This window comes from Rhizobium sp. BK060 (assembly GCF_014193145.1).
In the GTDB taxonomy this organism is placed as follows: Bacteria; Pseudomonadota; Alphaproteobacteria; order Rhizobiales; family Rhizobiaceae; genus Rhizobium.
In genome coordinates this window covers 78,331-98,236 of the sequence record NZ_JACHYW010000023.1, presented here as the reverse complement: position 1 = coordinate 98,236, position 19,906 = coordinate 78,331, and the positions used below count along the sequence as shown (strand labels likewise).

Sequence of the window (19,906 nt, the reverse complement as noted above, 5' to 3'; positions counted from 1 at the left end):
GTATAGGGCCAGCTAGACAGAAAAGTCCTCCCTGGGCGGGAATGCGGATACGACGGAGCATATTCGCCGGCTGCAACACGGCCTGTCGCCGCCCGTGGTCGCGGAGGCTTTTTCTGGTGACACGCGGCTGGTAAGCCGTTGGCACAATGTTCCTTTTGAATATGATCTGCCGCCGTTCGAACACCATGACATTTCCGCGATCTATGCCGGCTCCGGCACTGCTTCGGTAAAAATGGGTGGCCAGGTGATCTCGGGCGTTCCCGGGATGGGTACCGTCACGTTGGCTCCGCGGGGGCACGGCGGCTTGTGGCGAGCCGACTGCTCCATCGAAGCCTAGAACGGTTAAAGCAGCTCCAATCGGCTGCTCGGCCGGAGAGGCGGGTATCGTGCTTATTGCGCGGGTCCGAGTTTCCAGTCAGAGTCGCCGGACGGGCAGGCAAGGCCCTTGAAGCGGGTTTCTCCCTCGAGCGTGCGCTGGGTCGTTACAAAGGCGCGGCATGAACTTTGAGGATCAACGCCGATTTCTTCAATCACGCCGGCACTTCCGGTCGATGGGTTGGCCCAGGCAAGGGGCTTCACTCCGACGGGGCCGCGGCTGACTGTATCAGCAATAACCGCCTGATCCGTCTTCGCGGGTGTCGGGATCGCCTGTGTGACGGCGGCGGTTTCCAAGGGCTCGACCTTGGTACATCCCGCCAGCAGCACGGCCAGAAGAGCCAATTGCAATGCGCCTTTACTTTTCCGCGTCATCTGGACTTTCCGATGGTTGTTCTCCCGCATCGTAGCGTGCAATTCTGACAGCAAGCTGAGGAGCTACTATAGAAATGGGAGCAGTGCCAGTCCGTTCCGTCGATTCCGATGTTTTGCTGGTATGTTCCACCACAATCTGGTCCTTTCCCGGCTCAGGCCGGAACTCGATGCTGATGCCGCTCCCTGTGCCGTCGGGGTCTTTGGGAAGGCCTTCGATGAGCTTCGATTGCGGGCCTAAACCTAACCTGGACGGTTGGCAGATGTCTGATGAGCAAGCCAGCTCCTGACCGCAGCCACGGATGCGGGATGACGAGGCCTGCGTGGCGAGACCACGTAAAAATCGGTGCCAACAGTAAGTTCCGTTGGTAGCACGCGGACAAGGCGACCGGCTGCTAAATCATCCTCCACGAAGAACGTGCTCGTCAGAGCAAGGCCCTGACCGGCAATCGCGGCCTCAATCGCCAGCGACGTTTGATTGAACCGAATGTTCTTGGCGCCCGTCAGCGGAGTGGCGGGAAATGCCAACTCGAGAAATTGTGGCCAAAAATCGTGGCCGTCGTGAAGAAGCGGGTAGCGTGCGAAATTGCCATCTTGAGAGGGGCGGCCGAGCTTCTCCACCAGCAGGGGGCTGCCGACGGCAATAATGACGTGGTCGAATAAAAGTTCTGCGTTCAGGTTCGGTCCAAAGGGAGGGCGACCATGGCGGACGGCGAGATCCACTGCGTCGGTTTGGAAATTGGCAATGCGGTCACTCGCCAGAATGCGCAGATCGATGTTCGGATGGGTTGCCGTAAAATCGGGCAGGCGCGGGATCAGCCACTTCGAGGCGAATGTCGGCGTAACGCTGATCGTCAGACGGAGCGGTTCCGGCTTCAGCGTTTCGGTTGCTTCAAAGATCAGTTCGAATGCGCGGCGGATATTCGTCACATAGCTCTGGCCCGCCTCCGTCAACGCCAGCGTTCGCGGAAGCCTGTCAAACAGCTTCAAGCCCAGCTCTGCTTCCAACCCCCGTATCTGTTGGGCTACAGCCCCCTGAGTCACCCCGATTTCCTCCGCTGCCAGGCGGAAGTTCAAGTGCCGCGTGACGACCTCGAACACGCGAAGGCCATTAAGAGAGGGAAGACGCCTGATACCTTCTGCCATTCGATAGATTTTCTACTGCTTGCTGAGAATGGAACTCGTTCGCATTGCTGATGTCGTAGTGATATCACGCTTCACATGCGACTGCAGACGGCAATAGTGCGGATCCCTTTGAAAATAGGAGAAAGTATAATGTCAGTAGAAAAGGTAGCGGTGATTACGGCCGGCGGCAGCGGAATGGGCGCCGCCGCAGCGAAGCGTCTTGCAGCGGATGGGTTCAAGGTGGCAATCCTGTCATCGTCGGGCAAGGGGGAGGAGCTTGCCAAGACACTCGGGGGTGTCGGTGTGACCGGCTCGAACCAATCGCCCGACGATCTCGGCAAGCTCGTTGAGCTTGCAGTCTCGGCATGGGGACGCATTGATGTGCTCGTAAATAGCGCCGGCCACGGCCCTCGCGCGCCCATCCTCGACATATCAGACGAGGACTGGCACCGCGGCATGGAGGTCTACCTCCTGAACGTCATCCGCCCGACGCGCCTGGTGACGCCGCACATGCAGAAGCAGAGGGCCGGATCCATCGTCAACATTTCCACGGCATGGGCTTTCGAGCCGAGTCCAATGTTCCCGACGTCGGCGGTGTTCCGCGCCGGGTTGGCGTCATTCACAAAGATATTCGCGGAGACATATGCGGCTGAAAACATCCGCATGAACAACATTCTTCCCGGCTGGATCGATAGCCTACCGGCCACCGAAGAGCGCCGCGATAGCGTTCCGATGAAGCGCTACGGCACGAGCGAAGAGATTGCCGCGACTGTTTCGTTCCTTGCGTCGGCAGGTGCAGCCTACATGACAGGACAGAACATTCGCGTTGACGGCGGACTGACCCGTTCTGTGTGATGCTGGCGGGCACTGCTGCGGAGCCAAGTTGCCTCCGGGGTGGCGTACGACAGAACGTCGATCAGAAGCGGATGACCGCTCCGAAAATCGGGCCGTGCTCGATCACGTCGTAGGTGAAGCCATCGTTGCTGTAGTCGACACCGAGGGCGCGGTAACCCGCAACTGCGGAGATCGTGTCATTGAACTGATAGCCAACGCCTGCCAGCACGTCCCAATCCAGGTCGGCGCCACCGGCACCGATCATGCCCCAGCCGGTGAGATAGACTTTGTCGGTCAGCGAGTAGTTGCCCTTGACGCCCGCAACCCCGTCCACCCAGTTCGCAGAGTCGGTCCGCGACACGTTGCCGATAATGCCGCCGCTCAGCCCGATCGTCGTTTCGGCATGCCAGTATCTGGCGCCGGCAATCACATCCAAGCGAGCCTTCGGATCTTCGTAGACGGTGTATCCGACGCCCAGCAGTGAGCTGAACGTGACCGACTTGACATCGACCTCGTCGGCAATGACGCCGCGCGGCGTTGCAGCGTCCGTCGTTATGCGAGCATAGATTATGTCGGTGAAGATGCTGAACCGGTCATAGCGGGCTTCACCGGCTGCCATGAAGGCAAAGTCCAGATCCTTCAGGATGTCGCCGAAATCCTGACTTATGTCGACGGTCGGCAGGCCGAACACCTGGGTCTTGCCTCGAGGCCCGCAAACCAGAAGTAGGGCGCGAAAGAAAACGTCCAGCCATTCGGTTGCGCAGTCTGAGGCTGCGGTGCCGTGGCGGGCAACAGATCCGCGGCGTGCAGAGGCGCCACGAACGCCAAAGCGGAAACGGTGCATGCGATCAGCGAAATCCTGCTCCTCATGGTCAACCTGTCCCCTCTCGTGTTCAGGTTACAATCGCCCCGATTCACTGACCTGAACTGATAACGCAGGTTGCACCAAGTCCTGTGTCTCGCAAAGTGATTATATTCTGGTTCTCATATATGAAACCCGAAATCCCCGTTTGTCATTTGGCATCGTCCGGCATTCGGCTTCAGCGATCGCGTCCGGTCAGAAGTCCTCCGCATGGCGTCGGGCTTGTCCGCTTCATCCCCGCCAGAACCTTTTTCGCTCCATCAATTCATCCAGGGATGATTGTGCGGCGCTGACCAGTTTCTCGCTGTTGCCATGGACGATCAGGGAGTCGGCGTCGGAATGTGACTCCAGCTCCAGGGAGCGAACGACTGCCGGCGCGGTTGCCATGTCGTTCAGAAGGCCGAGTTCGTCCTGCAGTTGTTCCATCGTCTTGATGAACTTGCCGTATCGTCGCTCTGCCTGCCTGCTGGTGAACAACGAGCCCAGGAATTCGCTTGCATATCTAAGCTTCTTCGCCACCTTGCGCGCTTCGTGCCGATGCGCGTCGTCGGCTTCCGCCAGAGATTTACCCCGCTTTTTCAGCTTCTTGCGTTGACGATCGAGAACCTCGATTGCGAAATCGACCACCGGTCCGTTACGGATCTCCGCCGTTTCCGGCAGCGTCAGATACTCCCCGCAGTGGAGCCATTCGTTCAGGTCAAGCATAAGGGCCTTGGCGCGGGAGCCGTAGAGCGCGTTAAGCACCTCTTTATAGGCGCTGTCGCGCGCTTCGAGCAGGCGGCCTTTGATGTCGCCGCTTCCGACCCTGGCAATCATCACATCAATATTGCGCGCCGCTCCGAGAACGCCAGTCAGCCACTTCAACTCGTCCTTGAGCCGCTGGGATTCGGCATCGACCAGGATCTGCTTGTAGAGCGAGAAGGCAGAGCGCAGTCGCCGCAGCGCCACGCGAGCCTGATGGAGTGCCAGCGGATTTGCATTATCCAGGAGGATGGATTCGTTCAGCCGGAAATGCCGAAAACATGCTTGAGCAATGACCTGGAACGAAGCCCCGACCCGCAGGTCGCGATCGAGATGCACGGGTTCAGCCTTGAAAACCGATGCCTGCTCGCCGAGCAGGCGGTATCCTCTCTCCGCCTTTGAAGCGACACCAAAGCGGACAGGGACAAGCGCTTCGATCTTGCGAGCAAGGATGAACAACGCGCTTGGCTTACCGTCCTTCAGCTCCAGCTCCAACTCCCGTACCTGCATCTGGCGATCGCCGGCGACGATCAAGCCCATGTCCAGGGCAACTTCAATCTTGCTCCCGTCCTCGTCGACGTTCCACCGGTGCCGTTCCACCGGGGTGGAAAACTGTTGGATGAGAGCGCTGTCTTCGATATCGAGCTCCGCCCGCAGCGGCGTCGTGTAATCAATCACAGGCGTGTCGCCTGTCACCGCCGCTTCCCATTCGGAGCGCGCAAAGATGGCACTGTTCGGGCCCATCGCCTTTACGGTTTGGACGTGCGCTGCGCCAACCGTACGGATTCGCAGAGAATAGCCGCCCTCCCATACCTCGTGGTCGGGCGTGTCAAAATAGATGGACGTCAGGGGATCCGCCGAGACGGGGTTGCCCAGCAAGCCGGATCCCAGGAGTGTGTCAACCGCGTCAGCGCTCAGCTCTAGCTTCAATTCTGTTTCGATTGCCAAGTGCGGTCTCCGCTCGGTCACATGATGATCGGTGGATACAATTCTCTGACGAGAGATAGAGCGGTGCCATGCGGACAAAACGTCTTGATGACAAAAACGTCTGTGGCAGTACGACCGTAGCGACATCCCACAGGAAAATCCGGCCGTCAGAGCTCAGACGATCGACCGGAGCAAGAATTTGGCTTGGGCTACGTTCGATCTAGGATCCCGATTGGCGAGCCGCGGTATCCAAAGCAGCGAAATCCTCGTCATCCAGAGCGATGCTCGCCGCAGCGACATTCTCCTCAAGATGCTTCACCTTGGAGGTTCCGGGGATCGGCAACATCACGGGGCTGCGCTTAAGCACCCAGGCCAGCGCAATCTGGCTCGGCGTCGCCTCATATTTCTTGGCCAGCCTGTCGAGGATGGAGCCTGGCCGGGCAAGCGCACCCGCTGCCAGCGGATACCACGGAATGAAGCCGATGCCCTCGCGCTCGCAGTAATCGAGCACGTTCTCGCTGCCACGGTCGACGAGGTTATAGCGGTTCTGAACTGTCGCGACAGGAAATACCATTCGAGCCGCCTTAATGTCTTCGACTGAAACTTCGCTTAGGCCCGCATGAGCAATGAGGCCCTGGTCCAGAAGCGTCTTTACCGCGCCGAACTGCTCGTCGCGAGGAACTTTCGTGTCTATGCGGTGCAACTGCCACAGATCGATCCGGTCGATGCGAAGTTTCTTGAGGCTGCCTTTCGCTCGCTCGAGAAGATAGTCCGGCCGCCCGTTCGGCGTCCAGATGTCCGGTCCTTCGCGGGTCAGACCGGCCTTGGTCGCAATCAACAGCCCCTTGTAAGGATGCAGCGCTTCGCTGATGAGCTCCTCGGACACGTCGGGGCCGTAGGAATCGGCTGTATCTATGAAATTGACGGCGATCTCCGGTAACCGGCGCAAGGTTGCAAGTGCTTCGGCCTTGTTCGCAGGCGGTCCCCATATGCCGGGCCCCGTGACACGCATGGCGCCGAAGCCGAGACGATTGATGGTGATGTTGCCGATCGAAAATTGACCCGATGCGGCGGCTGAGATCGTGAAACCGTCTGGCACTGACCTTCTCCCGATTGCCTGTCTTGGTGGGCTCAATCGGGCTTAAGGTGGAGCGAGCTGGGCACAATGCAAGTCCACCTAGGCGCAATCCGCCATTGCCTTCCGCGGGCTGGTCCCCAAGGGCGGCAAAGTGCGGTCCCGGCGCGGAATTTCAGTGGATAGCGACAGCGCCGGGTCTAGGGATCAGGGCCGCCCTCAATCTACCGGTCGTCCTGAGATCATGCGCAGCCATGGCGGCAGGTGGAAGACGCACATCAGCAGATACATCGCCGTCATGCCGTCCATTGGAAAAGCGTCCGGCATTGCGGAGCAGATCATATCTGCTCCGCCGCCTGCCAAGGTGACAATCGCCATGATGGCGAAGATTGGCGCCGCTGCAAGGCACAGCCAGTTGCCGATGCTTGCTGCATTGTCTGTCGGCGTCTTGACCGAGGCGCCGTGCCGTGTTTGGCCGAAGGAAAGCATGACCGTCATCCCCGGCCGTATTCGTCGTGAAGCCGCCACCAGATGCCTTGCTCGTTGCGGCCCAGGGGTGCGCGGTCGAGCCACTGATACACGCCCCAAATACCGTCCACGCCGCGTGCATAGCTGGAGTAGGTGTGGTAGACCACGCCGCCATCGAGCACGAAAGCGCTGAGGCCCGGCCGGTCGCGCGTGTAGGTGGCGACGTCGGTTCCGGTCATTGCGGCGATCTGAGCGACTGGGCTCTCGCTGCCGCGCAGTTTCCATTCCTGCACGGTCTGGCCTTCCAGCGGTACGCGAGCTGGCGGTTCACGGCGGTAGTTGTATTCTATCCCGCCTTCGCGCTGCTGCTGCTCGCTGAACAAGACGCTGAAGTCGAGGTTGAAATCGCTACCGAAGGAGGATGCCCAGTCGAAGGTCCATCCCATCCGTTCCTTGAAAGCCTGCAGCTTTGGAAGCGGCGCGCGGGAAACGGCGGTGAAGGCGACGTCATGGTTTTCGAGGTGAACGACGACGCCGTTGAAGCCATCGGCGATCGACGAGCAGGACGGGCACCCGGCGGTATAGTCGGGGCCGAACATGAAGTGGTAGATCAGCAGTTGCGAACGGCCCTTGAAGAGATCGATGAGCGAAGCGCTGCCGTTGGCGGTCTCGAACCGGTAGTCCTTGTCGATCCTGACCCACGGCAGCTCCTGGCGGCGTAGCGCCAGCATATCGCTGCGCCGCGTCAGTTCCTTCTCTTCCGCTAGCAGCTCGAGCCGTGCCGCAAGCCATTCTTCGCGTGTGCCTGTAATATGCATCGTCATCATGCTTCTCCTCTTGGTGTCCGTTGGCGTAGCATGCCGCCACTTGCGGCTGCTTGGTGGTCGTGAGCAGACTATGGCCAGAGCGGGAGAAGGTGGGAGTTACAAGTTTGACGGGATTCCGATGGACTCGATGATCATCGCTGCGGCGAGGCTGCTTGCGACCGGCGATCTTCTCGGTGCCTTGAAGAGGGTTGCGTTGCGCAATGATGCGCCGGCGCTCGCCCTTCGTGGCATCGCGATGGCGCAGCTTGGTGATCTCGCCCGGGCAAAGGTTTTGCTGAAGACGGCTGCGCGCGCGTTCGGCTCAAAGGAGCCGGTCGCGCGCGCACGCTGCCTCGTGGCCGAGGCGGAAATCGCGCTTGTCTCGCGTGATCTGACCTGGCCCGCCAAGACACTCGCCGCCGCGCGGGACGTGCTCGAAGCTCACGATGATCGCTTGAACGCAGCGCATGCGCGACATCTGGAGGCAAGGCGGTTGCTACTCATCGGCCATCTCGATGAGGCCGAACGCCTACTCGCCAGCGTCGATCCGGCACCGCTTCCCCCGCCATTGCGGACCGCCCACGAGCTGGTCGTTGGAGGGATTGCCATTCGGCGTCTTCGCACGAGTGCTGCAAGTACAGCTCTCCGCCGAGCGGAAAATGCTGCGCGCGAGGCGGGTATTCCTGCCCTCAATGCCGAAGTCGAGGCCGTGTCCCAGGTTCTGAAAACGCCGGCAGCGCGGCTGATCGGGCAGGGAGGGGAGCGCTTCCTGCTGCTGGAGGAGGTAGAGGCGGTTCTGACGTCGGGGGCGCTGGTCGTCGATGCATGCCGTTACGTCGTGCGCAATGGTGACGAGGTTGTCTCGTTGACGACGCGTCCGGTGTTGTTCGCGCTCGTTCGGGCACTTGCGGAGACCTGGCCGAAAGACGTGTCGCGGACCATGCTTCTTGCTCGCGCGTTTGGGGCCAAACATGTCGATGAATCGCACCGTGCCAGGCTGCGTGTCGAAGTCGGGCGGTTGCGCGGCGAGCTTCATCGCATAGCGGATATCAATGCGACCAAGGACGGTTTCGTGCTCGCGCCGCGTCGGGCAACCGACGTGGTCATGCTCGCCCCGCCCGTCGAGGAACAGCATGGCGAGATCCTCGCATTTCTGGCCGATGGGGAGGCCTGGTCGAGTTCGGCGCTTGCAATCGCGATCGGTACCAGCCCACGCACGGTGCAGCGGGCACTTGATGCACTCGCGGAAACAGGCAAGGTGCAATCGTTCGGACGCGGGCCGGCGCGCCGGTGGACGATCCCATCGCTGCCGGGGTTCCCGTCAACTTTGTTACTCCCAGGTCCACTCCCCAACGACTAGGATAGGCCCATGAAACACTCCAAAGCTGAAATCCTTCGTGAATATGGCCCCTTTCCGGATGTGAAGCAGGTGGGCGGCGTCACCTATGATGGTCGACATGTCTGGTTTGCCTCCGGCGACAAGCTCAATGCCTTCGATCCCGATGCCGGCGAGGTTGTCCGTTCGATCGACGTTGCGGCACATGCCGGAACCGCTTTCGATGGACGGTATCTTTTTCAGATTGCGGAGGATCGAATCCAGAAGATCGATCCGAAGACCGGTACTGTGCTCTCGACGATCCCGGCACCCGCGAACGGTGGTGATTCCGGGCTCGCCTGGGCTGAAGGAACGCTCTGGGTAGGAGACTACCGTGGCCGAAAGATCCATCAGATCGATCCGGAGACCGGCGCACTTCTTCGCAGCATCGAGTCCAACCGTTTTGTTACCGGCGTGACCTGGGTCGATGGCGAGCTTTGGCATGCCACCTGGGAAAGCGATGAGAGCGATATCCGACGCATTGAACCCGAAACCGGACGGGTGCTGGAACGCATCGACATGCCGGCGGGCATAGGCGTATCGGGACTTGAGTCCGATGGCACGGATCGGCTGTTTTGTGGCGGTGGCAACAGTGGCAAGGTCCGGGCCATCCGCCGGCCCGGAGTTAGCCAATCCTGATGTCTCCTGCCGTCTAGTCCAATGTCCTGCGGAAGCGGCGGACAGCAATCAGCATGGCGACTGTCATCAGGCAGGCGAGGGCGATCGTGTCATAAGCAAGGATCTGGATACTCGCGCCCTTCAGCATGATCGCCCTGACAATGCGGATATAGTGGGTCAGCGGCAGCGCCTCACCGATCCATTGCGCCCACTTCGGCATGCCGGCGAACGGAAACATGAAGCCCGACAGCAGGATATTCGGCAGGAAGAACATCATCGCCATCTGCATGGCCTGCAGCTGATTGGCAGCGATCGTCGAGAAGGTGTAGCCGATCGACAGGTTGGTGATGACGAAGAGCGTGGTCGCAGCCGCCAGCGAAGCCGGGCTGCCAAGGATTGGAACGCCGAAGACAAGCAGGCCGGCCGCGATGATAAGAAGCGACTGAACGAGACCGATCAGCACATAGGGCGCAATCTTGCCCAGCATGATTTCCAGCGGCTTGATCGGCATGGAGAGCAGGTTCTCCATCGTGCCGCGTTCCACCTCGCGAGTGACCGAGAGAGCCGTGAAGATCAGCAGCGTCATCGTCAGGATTGTGCCGAGCAGGCCGGGCACGATATTCAGGGTCGATGAGCCGGCCGGATTATAACGACGGTGCTGGACGATGGAGAAGGCGGGCTTGGTCGGCTCGGCGAATTCGACCTGCCGGTCGTTGGCAAGTGCCGACGTCACGATGCCGGAGAGCGCACCGAGCGCCGAGCTCGATGCGACCGGATCGGTGGCATCGGCTGCGACCAGCAGGGAGGGTGTATCGCCGCGCCGAAGCGAGCGTTCGAACCCTTCAGGAATTTCTACGACAAACAGAGCCTTGCCGGATTCCAGAAGCGAATCCATGTCTTCGGCACGGGTAACGACAGAACGAATCTCGAAGAAGTCGGTATTCTCCAGCGCTGCCAAAATCGACCGGCCGATATCGGTGTTCTCGCGCATCAGCACCGCGGTTGGCAGGTTGTGCGGCGTCGTGTTGATCGCAAAGCCGAACAGGAACAGCTGCATGATCGGCAAGGCGACCATCGTCGCCAGCGTTATGCGGTCGCGGGTCATCTGGATGAATTCCTTGATCGTCATCGCCCAGAAACGCCCGAAGGAGATACCGTTGCCGTTCGCCGTTGTCGTCGTCATTGGAAATTGTCCTCCGAGCGGCGCATCAGATCGATGAACGCATCTTCCAGCGTCGCTTCGCCCTCTTGCCACTTGAGATCGGACCGTTCTCGGTATGGCGCGATTGCTTTTTCAAGCGCCTCGGGATCGCGACCGGCAACATGCAGGCTGGTCCCGAAGGGCGCGATCATGTCGACCCCTGGCTCGTTCTCCAGTTCGGCTTGGAGGCGATGCACGCCCGTTCCGGAGACGGTCCAGGTGACCAGACCGGTGCTGGCGATCACCTCGTCCACTGTTCCCTGCGCCAGCAGTTTGCCGTAGGCAATATAGGCGATCTCATGGCAGCGCTCTGCCTCGTCCATATAATGGGTGGACACCAGCACCGAGAGGCCGTCGGCGGCAAGCGCGTGAATCTCGTTCCAGAAGTCACGGCGGGCTTTGGGGTCGACGCCTGCCGTCGGTTCGTCGAGGAGGAGCAGGGCCGGTTCCGGTAGGATGCAGGCGCCAAGTGCGAGGCGCTGCTTCCAGCCTCCCGAAAGTTCCCCAGCCAGCTGCTGTTCCCGACCTTTCAAGCCGAGACGTTCTATTGCGGCGCTTGCTCTGCCGCGGGCATCTGCCAGGCCGTAGACGCGGGCGACGAACTCCAGGTTCTCCCGGATCGACAAATCCTGATAGAGCGAGAACTTCTGCGTCATGTAGCCGACGCGACGGCGGATGCGATCGCTTTCGGTCAGGATGTCGAAGCCAAGGCATGTGCCATCGCCGCTGTCTGGCGTCAGCAGGCCGCAGAGCATGCGGATCGTCGTGGTCTTGCCGGAGCCGTTCGGACCGAGAAAGCCGTGAATGCGGCCCTTCTTCACTGACATCGACACATCGTCGACCACCTTCCGGCTGCCGAAACTCTTGGTGAGGTGATGGACGTCGATCACTGTCTCGGGAGCGTATATGGGCATTGCCGTGTCGCTCATGGGCGGGCTCCCGCGGTGACATCCACCGGCTGGCCAGGGCGCAGCGCCTTTGGATCGGCGGGGACTGCCTCGACACGGTAGACGAGTTTGGCACGCTCTTCGAGGCTGTAGATTACCGGCGGTGTATACTCGGCATTCTTTGCGATGAAGCTGATCTTCGCATCGGTGGGTCGGCAGGCGTTACAGGCGACGCGGATCGATTGATCAAGCGAAAACAGTGCAATCTCGCCTTCGGGCACGAAGAAGCGGATGCGAATGTTCTCTGGCGGTAAGAGGGCCACGATCGGCCGGCCGGCGGGCACGACCTCACCGGCGCGGTAATAGACGGTCTCGATGCTGCCTGTTGCCGGAGCAGACACGAAGCGGCGGGCAAGCGCGGCTTTCGCAGAGGCTAGATCGGACTTTGCCGCAGCGACCGCCTCCCTTGATTGGCGCAGCATTTCAATACGGGCCGGCAGGTTCGCAAGCGTAATCTGGCTGCGGACATTATCGAGGACGGCACGGTTGGCGGCTTCGGTGGCCGTCGCCGTGTCGAGGTTTGCCTTTGTCGCCGTGCCGCGCTCGACCAGCACGCGGGTGCGATCGAGATCCTGTGCGGCAAGCTCAAGTCGGGCGACCGCCTCGCGTTCGCTGGCGCGCAGCATGTCGATTTCTTCCGGCCGCTTTTGCTTCGCCTCGGCGAGTTCTAGTTCGGCCTGCAGACGAGCCAGCGAAGCGCGCGCGGCGCCGACAGCGGCCTCTTCGGTTTGAGAATCCAGACTGAAAAGCGGCGAGCCGGGCGCAATTGCCTGCCCTTCGGCGACATCGAGTTTAACCACACGGCCGCTGGTGTCGGCACCGATGAACAGCGTGTCGGCCTCGACCCAGCCCTGGTAGGCGCGCTGGGATTTGTCGGAGAACAGGAAAGGCAGGGCGGCAAGGGCCGCGCCGGCCACGATGACGACGATAAGGATTCGTTTCATGTCGTGCCTCCTTCCGGCACGAAGAGCGTGTCGAGGAACGTGTCGAAGAGTTTCTGCGCGTCGAGGTGCTCGTAGCCTTCGAAAAGCGTCGTCCAGACGATCGACATCAAGGCCGGTGCCATGACCAATTGCGGGACGTCAGCGACGGCGGGATTGCGAAGCTCGCCGCGCGCGGCGGCACGGGCAAGCAGGACACGCACGATCGCGAGGCCTTTGGTGATAATCTCGCGGTAATAGAATTCGGTCACAACGGGGAACATCGGACCCTCGGCGAGGATTAGCCGCAACAGGTGCCGGCGCTCCGTCTCCAGGATCTCGCGCTTGAAGAGCGCATAGAACATCGAAACGGCAGCGCGCGGCGGGATCGCCTCCTTCTGGACCATGCCGCCGACTTCACCGAGGAGCGGCGAGGCGATGCCGGACACGAGCTCGATGAAAAGTCGCTCCTTGTCGGGGAAATGCAGATAGACCGTACCTTTGGCGATGCCGGCGCGAGCCGCGACATCCTCCATGCGGGTCGCGGCAAAGCCCCGTTCCGCAAAGCAGGCGAAGGCCGCCGCCAGGATCTCGGCCCGGCGCTGCTCCGGATCTCGTCTTTCTCGCTTTTTCTCAGGCATTCGCTTCATTTTCTATTATGACTGACTGGACAGTCATTAACATCATGTGTGGTTTTTTGCAAGAAAATATTGAGCACGCAAGTGTTCCTGGGCCCACGAAATCGGCGCTTCAAAGAGGTGGAGAGCCGCCGATGCGACTGCAGCGCGCCAATTTGCGCCGACCTATCCCGATGCAGGTTTCGACGCCATGATCTGGCCGTTTGTCCGGTTGGCGAAGGAATGACGCTTATTCCACGCGTGGCGGCGGCCTCGAGGATGGAAAAGTTTTCGCCAAGCGGGGCCGTGGCAGCGAATAAGGCAGAACTTGTCGCTGCTGCGGTTGCGATCTTTCGCGGTTAGAACTTCACCTGAGTTGCAAAATGCCGGCAAATATTAGAAGTTTGTTTTCAACTGAGCTTTTGCTGGAGGTCGCGGACCATGCCAACCTCCCATCCGATGGATCCGGTCAGTCACAGGGATGCCAAAATCTGCCGGGGTTGTTGGGATCAAATGCATGTCCCCATTCCGATTCGTGGCGCGCTTGCGCTGCCGTTCCGCATGTTTGGTGTCACCCGCAGCAAGATGAACCCCAACATCTGCACGATTTGCGAGCGGTCGTTTCGTTACGTCAAGAAGCAGCGCCATGTTTCCGCGACCGCAACCATCTTGTTTGCTGATATCAGAGGGTTCACTGCCCTCTCGGAGCAGATCGAGCCGATCAGGTTGAGTGAGATTGTCAGCCTGTTTCATGACCGATGCGCGCAGGCGATCTGGGCTCACGACGGTATCGTCAACAAGCAGATGGGCGATGGCTTGATGGCGATCTTCAATTTTCCGATCCTGAGAAAGGATCATGCCGCCGCCGCGGTTATGGCGGCGCTCGACATACAGCAACACTGCACCGCGGTATTCGAAAGCCTTGATCGTGGTCACAGCTTCGGTGTCGGTGTCGGTATTCACACCGGCGAGGTCGAGATCGGTGAGTTTTCGAGCTTCCGTAGCGATTTTACAGCAATTGGTGGTGCTGTTAATCTTGCGTCGAGGCTGGAATCGCAGGCAGGCGCAGGCGAGATCGTCATGTCGCCAGAGTCTGCATCTCAGGCTGCGCATCTCACAGCCGCAGCGCATGCCCGTACGCTGTCGCTGAAGGGCATAGAACTGCCGGTACAGGCGAGCGTGCTGGTTCGGAGATGATTTTCCGACTACACAGCGGCAGAATAGATCGAGGCCGTCGCCGACTCTATAGCGATAACATCTCGCTTTCGATCAATAGGGACCGCTAATCCACGCACATTGGCCTCGAAAGGGTAAGCTTTTTCCAAACGGAGCGAACGCGGCGAACGAGAGAGCTCGTTACCGCCGCGATAGCGATCTTTCGCACTTGAGGTTGAGCGCGACGCCTCCGGAGATCGGTCTCGCGCTGCCGCGCCCTGAAAGGCTCTGGCGCGCAATCAGCGTGGGCAGCTGGCGACGTATCGCCGGCCGTATCGATCGCGGTAGTAGCACTGGCCGGGCTGCCCGGCGACATTGCCGATGACGGCGCCAGCGGCGCCACCTATGGCCGCACCCACAGCGGCGCCGCGCACATTGCCGGTCGCTATACCGCCAATGACCGCGCCCGAGGCCGCACCAATTCCCGCTCCTTGCTGGGTCGGCGTGCATCCGGCCATCGTGGCTCCTGCTAGAAGCAGCAAAATCGACATGCGTTTCATCTTGTTTCCTTCCTGCTGAATTCGTTCGCGCGACGGTAGATAGAGGCATTTCGGAAAAGACAATCGCTGCTTTGCGTTCGCTTCTGTTGCCGGCTTCTTTCGATCAATCGATGCCGGTGTCTCCATTGCCTATTGGACCGCTTGCGCCAATTAAGATTGGTTTCAACAAGCAGCAGGGTCCCGTCATGAACGAGCATGAAGAGAACATTCGCCGCCGTGCCTATGAGATCTGGGAGCAGGAGGGCCGCCCACACGGGCAGGATATGAAACATTGGCTACAGGCATTCAAGGAATTTGGCGAGCGCGTCGATGCTGCGACAAAGCCGACGGTGAAGGTGAAATCCGCCAAGCCGCGAGCCGCAGCGAAATCCGCGGCTGAAAAGCCGGCGACGAAGAAGACAAAAGCGGCTGGGGTCGCAATAGCCGCGTCTTCCCAAGACAAGCCCCGTCGCTCACGCTCTCCGAAGTCCGTCACGACGCATTAGATTTTCATTACGGCTTTGGGCCGAGTGATACGACGCGGCGCGTCCGTATGTTTGGGCGTAACGATTTGAGTCGCGCGCAATTGGGCGGGCGACGAAGACGGCCATGACCGCAAGCAGCCTTCGGAGTTGATTAGGCCAACACCTTGGCCTCCACAGCGGCTGCGACGAAGGCATCTCTGGCGGCTTCCAGGTGCGCGAGGTGGTTCATGGCCTCCACGCACCGGCGCTTGGCCGCCTCAACGTGCATGCTGCTTTCGAGCGGCCATCTGTGCTCCAGATACTCAACCGCTTCGGCCGGACCATGGATATATTCAGAGGGTCGTGTCCCAATCTGAATTGCCACGGGCGCCGCCCATGTTGGTTCAGTTGCGTGGCCGATCGTGTTCATGACGAACCTCCTCTTTGCCAACGAGCGATAAGCGGGATGTAGGTGTTTGTGTGAACCGATCAACCCGTCGTGAGACCGTGACTTGATTGGCATTTTCATCCGTCGATCAGCCACGCGGGCCAATCAGTGAACGCTCGGGAACTTGGCCAACACGGCGTAGTCCTCTGCGACGAGTTCACTGATTGCAATCAGAACCTCTTCGGCTGAGAAGCCGGAGGCGATTGTCGTTCGAATGAGCTCCTGGAGATCCGGTTCGATCACCTCCCGGCAGTCCTCGAGCCGTTCATCGGAAACAGTCAGGCTGTGCAGTTCTTCCATAGTTGGTCCTTTCTCGGGATGGGGCTGCCGTTGAGAACATCGGACGGCAATATTTTTGACAGCCTATCGGCTGGAGGAGCGTCGCCTCGGCGAGGCCAGGAGACCTTCGCGCTGCAACTTCTTCCGGGCAGCCTTGCGCTGCCTGGCGATTGCCTGCGCCCGTTCACGGACTCTCCGCTCGGATGGCTTCTCGTAGGATCGGCGTTCCTTCATTTCGCGGAACAGTCCCTCGCGCTGCATCTTCTTCTTCAGCGCGCGCATGGCCTGCTCGACGTTGTTGTCTCTGACGATGACCTGCATCTTTTTCTCCTGGCTTTGAGGATGGGGTGCGTCTCAGCCAAGCTGCTGAGCGATCAGTTCCTGCAGTTCTCGCAGCGTGAGAAGGCAGGGGTAAGGTTTCCAGTTCTTGTCCGGGCTGCGAGCGGCGTCATCGCGCTCGCGCGGACCGCCGCTGATGCGACGGCGATATTGGGTTTGTTCAGTTGAAATCCTTCGCCGCACTTGCGGCATGCTCAACACGGTGCCGGTTTTTCGATCACGCAGACCGAAGGAAAGCGAAGATACGACGCGCGAGGCATCGGCCGTGCCAGGTTCGTATTTTTTGGGTGTCCGCCATAAGATGGGAATGCGAGCGACCCGTTGCAAGGCTTCGATCGCCGCACACGCCGTTCCGGAGCGTCGCGCTTCGTCAACCGTCACATGCTTGATGTCGTGGAGGTCGAGAGACAGGATCCGCCGCTCGCGGATTTTTGGCGAGGTCACCGCAAAACAAACGATGTGAGTTTTGCAGTGACCTCTTGATGACTAGGAAATGTAATCATCCAAGCACATGCTACCTGAAGTGCAGCGATATGGAATTTATCACATGCGGTAATCCACATGTACTTTGGGAGCGGGTGCCTTGCGTGGATGACGGCTATGAGCCTTTCGGGGGAATATCGGGTCTGAACGGTGATACTGCGGTTTGTAGCCGCCCCTATTTCGTATGATGCGTCAACCGGGCGAAAGGTGATTCGGCCGTTTCTGTACCACGATCTTTGATAAATAAATCGCATCCGATTAAATCGGATGTTGACGTTTGCGCGCGGCCCGCGTATTTAAAGCGTATCCGAGTTATTCGCGCGCGAAATAAATCGGGCGGCGGAAAGGACTTCGCTATGTGGCACGGGAACAGATTCATGCAGTCGGTACAATCGGTCGTCAGTGTGACGAAGGCCAAGGAACGCTGGATCGTCAGCGATCATCCAAACACGCCCCAGGCCTATGGCGAATTTTCGCGGGTGCTCGACCCATCCGTCTATGAGGCGCTCCCCGATGATTGGTTGATCGGGATAACCGACGTCGTCGACTCGACGTCGGCGATCAAGTCAGGGCGCTACGAAGACGTCAACTACGCCGGCGCATCGGTGATCGCCGCCGTGGGAAACGCCTGGGGCAACTTCGATTTTCCCTTCGTGTTTCGCGGAGACGGGGCTGCGTTCGCACTGCCGCCCCATGGGATCATGACCGCGACTTCCGCGTTGCGGCAGGTGGTCGCCTTTGCCAGTGCCAATCTCAACCTGGCTCTTCGGGCCGGTTTGGTGCGCGTGGGCGCGATCCGTGCCAATGGACGTGACGTGCGCATCGCGCACTATGCCGCCTCTGAAAACGCGACCTATGCGATGTTTGCCGGCGGCGGCCTAAAATGGGCGGAGCGTCAGATCAAGAATGGTCGATACCTCGTAAAGCCGGGCAGCTACACGACGAAACCCGATCTGACCGGCCTGACCTGCGATTGGGAGCCGTTTCCCAGCCAGAGGGGCGAGATCCTGTCGCTGCTCGTCGAGCCAGCCGAAGATAGGAGCCCGGAGGTCTTTGCGTCCTTGGCGAAGTGCGTGCTTTCGGTTCTCGACGCCGGCACGCGGCAAGCCCAGCCGGCATCGCGGGAGACCGCCATCCCCAGGGACGGTGCCAGGTCGGTCGACCGCGAAAGCTGGTTGGCCGTCGCCTCCAGCTCCGACTTCCGCAAGTATGATGACGGCCTGCGTCTCACACTGGATTGCACGAGCGAACAGATCGAAGCGGTCGAGGCCATCCTCGTTGCGGCAAAGGCGCGAGGTGAGGTCAACTTCGGACTCCACCGCCAGTCTCATGCGCTCATGACCTGCTTCGTGCCTTCGGGAAAGCCGGATTCTCACCTGCACTTTCTCGACGGTATGGGGGGCGGGTATGCCAAGGCAGCCGAGATGATGGAGGCAAACGACCTTCCGATGGTGTCATCACGGTAGGTGTGGCTCTGTTGGAATCGGGCGACATTCGGAATAATATCCGATGCTGCCCGATCGGCTTTGCGCTTTCCAGGGGGCTTCGGGTGATTCCGGTGCTCGGCTGTTCGATCAGCCGATCTCTCTTCAAGCGTTGCGCGGCGGCTCGTAGCCAGCGGTGCTTCTCTAATCGGCGTGTCGAGGTCAAGCGCTGTTCGCGTTTTTTTCTTGGGGCGCTCTCGGCGGGACGAGATCACACCATCGTCTGCAGTCGGCCCGAAGCCGACTTACCCGGACCGGCTAACGCCTACTTTGCGCGATGTTTGCTAAAGAGAGCGACTACGCTGTGAGGGGCATTATCACCAAGAAATCGGCTGAGGTTCTGTGCGGTTTCTTCGGCGACCTTCATGCTTCTGGGAAAGAGATTCATTTCATAGAGCGCAAGTGCGGCTTCCACATCATCGGGCGTCGAGATGAGCACACTTGCAAGCTCGTAGCCATCATACAGGGCAAGGTTGGCACCTTCTCCCGCGAACGGCGACATCAAATGTGCCGCATCGCCAAGCAACGTCACGCCGGGTACTCGTCGCCATTGGTGTTCGACTGGCAGCGCATAAATCGGGCGAAGCACGGGATCGGCCTCGCCCTCTGTGATAAGGGCGGTTAGGTGGGAAGCCCATCCTTCGAACTGCTCGGCGATACGAGCCAAGCCAGCCTTCGGGTCGGCGAAGTCGATTGAATTCGCCCAGTCTTCCGGCTTGTTCAAGGCCGCATAGGTATGCAGCATTCCGTTTGCATAGCGGTGCGCCAAGATGGCCTTGCCCGGAGCGACTGCCATAAGCGTGCCACTTCCTATTGCTTCCGCGCTTGCCTTATGGCGCGTGTGGCCGTCGAAAAGGATGGTTTCGATGAACAATGTGCCTGAGTAGAGGGGCTTAGCAGGGGACAAAAGCGGACGAACTTTCGACCACGCGCCATCGGCACCCACAAGCAGATCAGAAAGGACGGTTGAACCGTTGGCAAAAGTGACCTCGTGCTGATCTGCGCCATGCGGGGCTATCGATGTGACCCTGTGGCCCCACTTAATCGTCTCCGGGGGAAGCGAGCCGATAAGCATGTTCCGAAGGTGGCCTCGATCAATTTCAGGACGATTGGCGGCGTTGTCGCCAGGACTGTCGAATAGGATATGACCGTCCTTATCAACGACCCGTTTTGCATCTTCGCCGTGGCGGACGAGGCCAAGGAAGGTTTCAAAAAGTCCTGCGGCCTTAAGGGCAATCTGGCCGTTGTATTCATGGATATCCAGTAGCCCGCCCTGCGTTCTCGCGCTCGCCGAGGCTTCGGATTCGTAGATGACCGAGGGGATGCCGTGAAGATGGAGAACACGGGCTAACGTAAGGCCACCGAGACCAGCACCGATGATCGTAACTGGGTTTCGCATTGCAGCGCTCCTATCAAATGCAAGCATGCAGCGTCCGCAGCGCTGATGATTGC

The 19,906-nt window shown here is 59.9% G+C and carries 22 protein-coding genes and 1 pseudogene; 6 read left to right on the top strand and 17 right to left on the bottom strand.

The window, feature by feature from the left end; genetic code table 11:
* Positions 1–390: 390 nt before the first annotated feature.
* Together FHT71_RS23000 and FHT71_RS22995 are read right to left on the bottom strand one after the other, a co-directional pair.
* Positions 391–750: an RT0821/Lpp0805 family surface protein gene (locus tag FHT71_RS23000; protein WP_132593047.1), complete on the bottom strand. Its 360-nt coding sequence runs from the start codon at positions 748–750 to the stop codon at positions 391–393.
* A 240-nt stretch (positions 751–990) separates the two neighbouring features.
* Positions 991–1,893, bottom strand: coding sequence for a LysR substrate-binding domain-containing protein (locus FHT71_RS22995; RefSeq protein WP_183722175.1), 903 nt, complete (start codon positions 1,891–1,893; stop codon positions 991–993).
* 129 nt (positions 1,894–2,022) lie between these two features.
* On the opposite strand from FHT71_RS22995, the gene FHT71_RS22990 reads away from it, so the two are divergent.
* On the top strand, positions 2,023–2,727 hold the full coding sequence (locus FHT71_RS22990; protein WP_132593045.1) for an SDR family oxidoreductase: 705 nt from the start codon (positions 2,023–2,025) through the stop codon (positions 2,725–2,727).
* A 61-nt stretch (positions 2,728–2,788) separates the two neighbouring features.
* Here the strand turns inward: FHT71_RS22990 and FHT71_RS22985 are convergent.
* The 5 genes and pseudogenes from FHT71_RS22985 to FHT71_RS22965 all read right to left on the bottom strand — a co-directional run bounded on the left by FHT71_RS22985 (position 2,789) and on the right by FHT71_RS22965 (position 7,603).
* Positions 2,789–3,576: pseudogene (locus FHT71_RS22985) on the bottom strand (DUF481 domain-containing protein).
* 223 nt (positions 3,577–3,799) lie between these two features.
* On the bottom strand, positions 3,800–5,257 hold the full coding sequence (locus FHT71_RS22980; RefSeq protein ID WP_183722172.1) for a CHAD domain-containing protein: 1,458 nt from the start codon (positions 5,255–5,257) through the stop codon (positions 3,800–3,802).
* A gap of 199 nt (positions 5,258–5,456) precedes the next feature.
* On the bottom strand, positions 5,457–6,335 hold the full coding sequence (locus FHT71_RS22975) for an aldo/keto reductase (RefSeq protein WP_132593041.1): 879 nt from the start codon (positions 6,333–6,335) through the stop codon (positions 5,457–5,459).
* A 195-nt stretch (positions 6,336–6,530) separates the two neighbouring features.
* Positions 6,531–6,800, bottom strand: a complete 270-nt coding sequence (locus FHT71_RS22970; RefSeq protein WP_132593039.1) for a hypothetical protein — start codon at positions 6,798–6,800, stop codon at positions 6,531–6,533.
* Between the two features lie 5 nt (positions 6,801–6,805).
* Positions 6,806–7,603 (bottom strand): thioredoxin family protein, encoded by a 798-nt coding sequence (locus tag FHT71_RS22965; RefSeq protein WP_007791285.1) that lies wholly within the window; start codon positions 7,601–7,603, stop codon positions 6,806–6,808.
* A 121-nt stretch (positions 7,604–7,724) separates the two neighbouring features.
* On the opposite strand from FHT71_RS22965, the gene FHT71_RS22960 reads away from it, so the two are divergent.
* Together FHT71_RS22960 and FHT71_RS22955 are read left to right on the top strand one after the other, a co-directional pair.
* A complete protein-coding gene (locus FHT71_RS22960) occupies positions 7,725–8,945 on the top strand; it encodes a helix-turn-helix domain-containing protein (protein ID WP_132593037.1) in 1,221 nt (406 codons plus the stop codon).
* Positions 8,946–8,954: 9 nt separating this feature from the next.
* A complete protein-coding gene (locus FHT71_RS22955) occupies positions 8,955–9,599 on the top strand; it encodes a PQQ-binding-like beta-propeller repeat protein (protein ID WP_132593035.1) in 645 nt (214 codons plus the stop codon).
* Between the two features lie 13 nt (positions 9,600–9,612).
* Here the strand turns inward: FHT71_RS22955 and FHT71_RS22950 are convergent, their stop codons facing one another.
* From FHT71_RS22950 to FHT71_RS22935, 4 genes are read right to left on the bottom strand one after another with little or no spacing between them, the layout of a single operon-like run.
* Positions 9,613–10,761 (bottom strand): ABC transporter permease, encoded by a 1,149-nt coding sequence (locus tag FHT71_RS22950; protein WP_132593033.1) that lies wholly within the window; start codon positions 10,759–10,761, stop codon positions 9,613–9,615.
* Positions 10,758–11,708 (bottom strand): ABC transporter ATP-binding protein, encoded by a 951-nt coding sequence (locus FHT71_RS22945; RefSeq protein WP_183722169.1) that lies wholly within the window; start codon positions 11,706–11,708, stop codon positions 10,758–10,760. The genes FHT71_RS22950 and FHT71_RS22945 overlap by 4 nt, the downstream gene beginning before the upstream one ends.
* The gene (locus FHT71_RS22940; RefSeq protein ID WP_183722166.1) at positions 11,705–12,670 is read right to left on the bottom strand and encodes an HlyD family efflux transporter periplasmic adaptor subunit; all 966 of its coding nucleotides are present in this window, start codon (positions 12,668–12,670) and stop codon (positions 11,705–11,707) included. The genes FHT71_RS22945 and FHT71_RS22940 overlap by 4 nt, the downstream gene beginning before the upstream one ends.
* Positions 12,667–13,287 carry a TetR/AcrR family transcriptional regulator gene (locus FHT71_RS22935; RefSeq protein ID WP_132593027.1) on the bottom strand — a complete coding sequence of 207 codons (621 nt, stop codon included), beginning with the start codon at positions 13,285–13,287 and terminating at the stop codon, positions 12,667–12,669. The genes FHT71_RS22940 and FHT71_RS22935 overlap by 4 nt, the downstream gene beginning before the upstream one ends.
* Positions 13,288–13,704: 417 nt before the next feature.
* Here FHT71_RS22935 and FHT71_RS22930 point away from each other — a divergent pair, with 417 nt between their 5' ends.
* Positions 13,705–14,460, top strand: a complete 756-nt coding sequence (locus tag FHT71_RS22930; protein ID WP_132593025.1) for an adenylate/guanylate cyclase domain-containing protein — start codon at positions 13,705–13,707, stop codon at positions 14,458–14,460.
* A 257-nt stretch (positions 14,461–14,717) separates the two neighbouring features.
* Here FHT71_RS22930 and FHT71_RS22925 read toward each other — a convergent pair whose 3' ends face one another.
* A complete protein-coding gene (locus FHT71_RS22925) occupies positions 14,718–14,978 on the bottom strand; it encodes a YMGG-like glycine zipper-containing protein (RefSeq protein ID WP_183722163.1) in 261 nt (86 codons plus the stop codon).
* 185 nt (positions 14,979–15,163) lie between these two features.
* Between FHT71_RS22925 and FHT71_RS22920 the strand changes: the two genes are divergently transcribed.
* The gene (locus tag FHT71_RS22920) at positions 15,164–15,463 is read left to right on the top strand and encodes a DUF2934 domain-containing protein (RefSeq protein WP_007791319.1); all 300 of its coding nucleotides are present in this window, start codon (positions 15,164–15,166) and stop codon (positions 15,461–15,463) included.
* 130 nt (positions 15,464–15,593) lie between these two features.
* On the opposite strand, the gene FHT71_RS22915 is transcribed toward FHT71_RS22920, so the two are convergent.
* From FHT71_RS22915 to FHT71_RS22900, 4 genes are all read right to left on the bottom strand, one after another.
* The gene (locus FHT71_RS22915; protein ID WP_132593021.1) at positions 15,594–15,851 is read right to left on the bottom strand and encodes a DUF982 domain-containing protein; all 258 of its coding nucleotides are present in this window, start codon (positions 15,849–15,851) and stop codon (positions 15,594–15,596) included.
* 123 nt (positions 15,852–15,974) lie between these two features.
* Positions 15,975–16,169, bottom strand: coding sequence for a hypothetical protein (locus tag FHT71_RS22910; RefSeq protein WP_007791326.1), 195 nt, complete (start codon positions 16,167–16,169; stop codon positions 15,975–15,977).
* Between the two features lie 63 nt (positions 16,170–16,232).
* Positions 16,233–16,469, bottom strand: coding sequence for a 30S ribosomal protein S21 (rpsU, locus tag FHT71_RS22905; protein ID WP_007791329.1), 237 nt, complete (start codon positions 16,467–16,469; stop codon positions 16,233–16,235).
* 33 nt (positions 16,470–16,502) lie between these two features.
* Positions 16,503–16,931 carry a hypothetical protein gene (locus FHT71_RS22900; RefSeq protein WP_132593019.1) on the bottom strand — a complete coding sequence of 143 codons (429 nt, stop codon included), beginning with the start codon at positions 16,929–16,931 and terminating at the stop codon, positions 16,503–16,505.
* 416 nt (positions 16,932–17,347) lie between these two features.
* On the opposite strand from FHT71_RS22900, the gene FHT71_RS22895 reads away from it, so the two are divergent.
* The gene (locus FHT71_RS22895) at positions 17,348–18,436 is read left to right on the top strand and encodes a DUF3095 family protein (protein WP_210294259.1); all 1,089 of its coding nucleotides are present in this window, start codon (positions 17,348–17,350) and stop codon (positions 18,434–18,436) included.
* Positions 18,437–18,719: 283 nt separating this feature from the next.
* On the opposite strand, the gene FHT71_RS22890 is transcribed toward FHT71_RS22895, so the two are convergent.
* Complete coding sequence (locus tag FHT71_RS22890; protein ID WP_132593017.1) at positions 18,720–19,853, bottom strand: NAD(P)/FAD-dependent oxidoreductase; 1,134 nt, start codon at positions 19,851–19,853, stop codon at positions 18,720–18,722.
* Between the last annotated feature and the right edge of the window lie 53 nt (positions 19,854–19,906).

What these genes read in the sequence shown, in the direction of transcription:
- FHT71_RS22930 (WP_132593025.1), top strand. Translation starts at nt 13,705, where the DNA reads ATGCCAACCTCCCATCCGATGGATCCGGTCAGTCACAGGGATGCCAAA.
- FHT71_RS22990 (WP_132593045.1), top strand. Translation starts at nt 2,023, where the DNA reads ATGTCAGTAGAAAAGGTAGCGGTGATTACGGCCGGCGGCAGCGGAATG.
- FHT71_RS22935 (WP_132593027.1), bottom strand. Translation starts at nt 13,287, where the DNA reads ATGCCTGAGAAAAAGCGAGAAAGACGAGATCCGGAGCAGCGCCGGGCC.
- FHT71_RS22925 (WP_183722163.1), bottom strand. Translation starts at nt 14,978, where the DNA reads ATGAAACGCATGTCGATTTTGCTGCTTCTAGCAGGAGCCACGATGGCC.
- FHT71_RS22940 (WP_183722166.1), bottom strand. Translation starts at nt 12,670, where the DNA reads ATGAAACGAATCCTTATCGTCGTCATCGTGGCCGGCGCGGCCCTTGCC.
- FHT71_RS23000 (WP_132593047.1), bottom strand. Translation starts at nt 750, where the DNA reads ATGACGCGGAAAAGTAAAGGCGCATTGCAATTGGCTCTTCTGGCCGTG.
- FHT71_RS22890 (WP_132593017.1), bottom strand. Translation starts at nt 19,853, where the DNA reads ATGCGAAACCCAGTTACGATCATCGGTGCTGGTCTCGGTGGCCTTACG.
- FHT71_RS22955 (WP_132593035.1), top strand. Translation starts at nt 8,955, where the DNA reads ATGAAACACTCCAAAGCTGAAATCCTTCGTGAATATGGCCCCTTTCCG.
- FHT71_RS22920 (WP_007791319.1), top strand. Translation starts at nt 15,164, where the DNA reads ATGAACGAGCATGAAGAGAACATTCGCCGCCGTGCCTATGAGATCTGG.
- rpsU (WP_007791329.1), bottom strand. Translation starts at nt 16,469, where the DNA reads ATGCAGGTCATCGTCAGAGACAACAACGTCGAGCAGGCCATGCGCGCG.
- FHT71_RS22995 (WP_183722175.1), bottom strand. Translation starts at nt 1,893, where the DNA reads ATGGCAGAAGGTATCAGGCGTCTTCCCTCTCTTAATGGCCTTCGCGTG.
- FHT71_RS22945 (WP_183722169.1), bottom strand. Translation starts at nt 11,708, where the DNA reads ATGAGCGACACGGCAATGCCCATATACGCTCCCGAGACAGTGATCGAC.
- FHT71_RS22950 (WP_132593033.1), bottom strand. Translation starts at nt 10,761, where the DNA reads ATGACGACGACAACGGCGAACGGCAACGGTATCTCCTTCGGGCGTTTC.
- FHT71_RS22960 (WP_132593037.1), top strand. Translation starts at nt 7,725, where the DNA reads ATGGACTCGATGATCATCGCTGCGGCGAGGCTGCTTGCGACCGGCGAT.
- FHT71_RS22965 (WP_007791285.1), bottom strand. Translation starts at nt 7,603, where the DNA reads ATGACGATGCATATTACAGGCACACGCGAAGAATGGCTTGCGGCACGG.
- FHT71_RS22915 (WP_132593021.1), bottom strand. Translation starts at nt 15,851, where the DNA reads ATGAACACGATCGGCCACGCAACTGAACCAACATGGGCGGCGCCCGTG.
- FHT71_RS22895 (WP_210294259.1), top strand. Translation starts at nt 17,348, where the DNA reads ATGCAGTCGGTACAATCGGTCGTCAGTGTGACGAAGGCCAAGGAACGC.
- FHT71_RS22970 (WP_132593039.1), bottom strand. Translation starts at nt 6,800, where the DNA reads ATGCTTTCCTTCGGCCAAACACGGCACGGCGCCTCGGTCAAGACGCCG.
- FHT71_RS22910 (WP_007791326.1), bottom strand. Translation starts at nt 16,169, where the DNA reads ATGGAAGAACTGCACAGCCTGACTGTTTCCGATGAACGGCTCGAGGAC.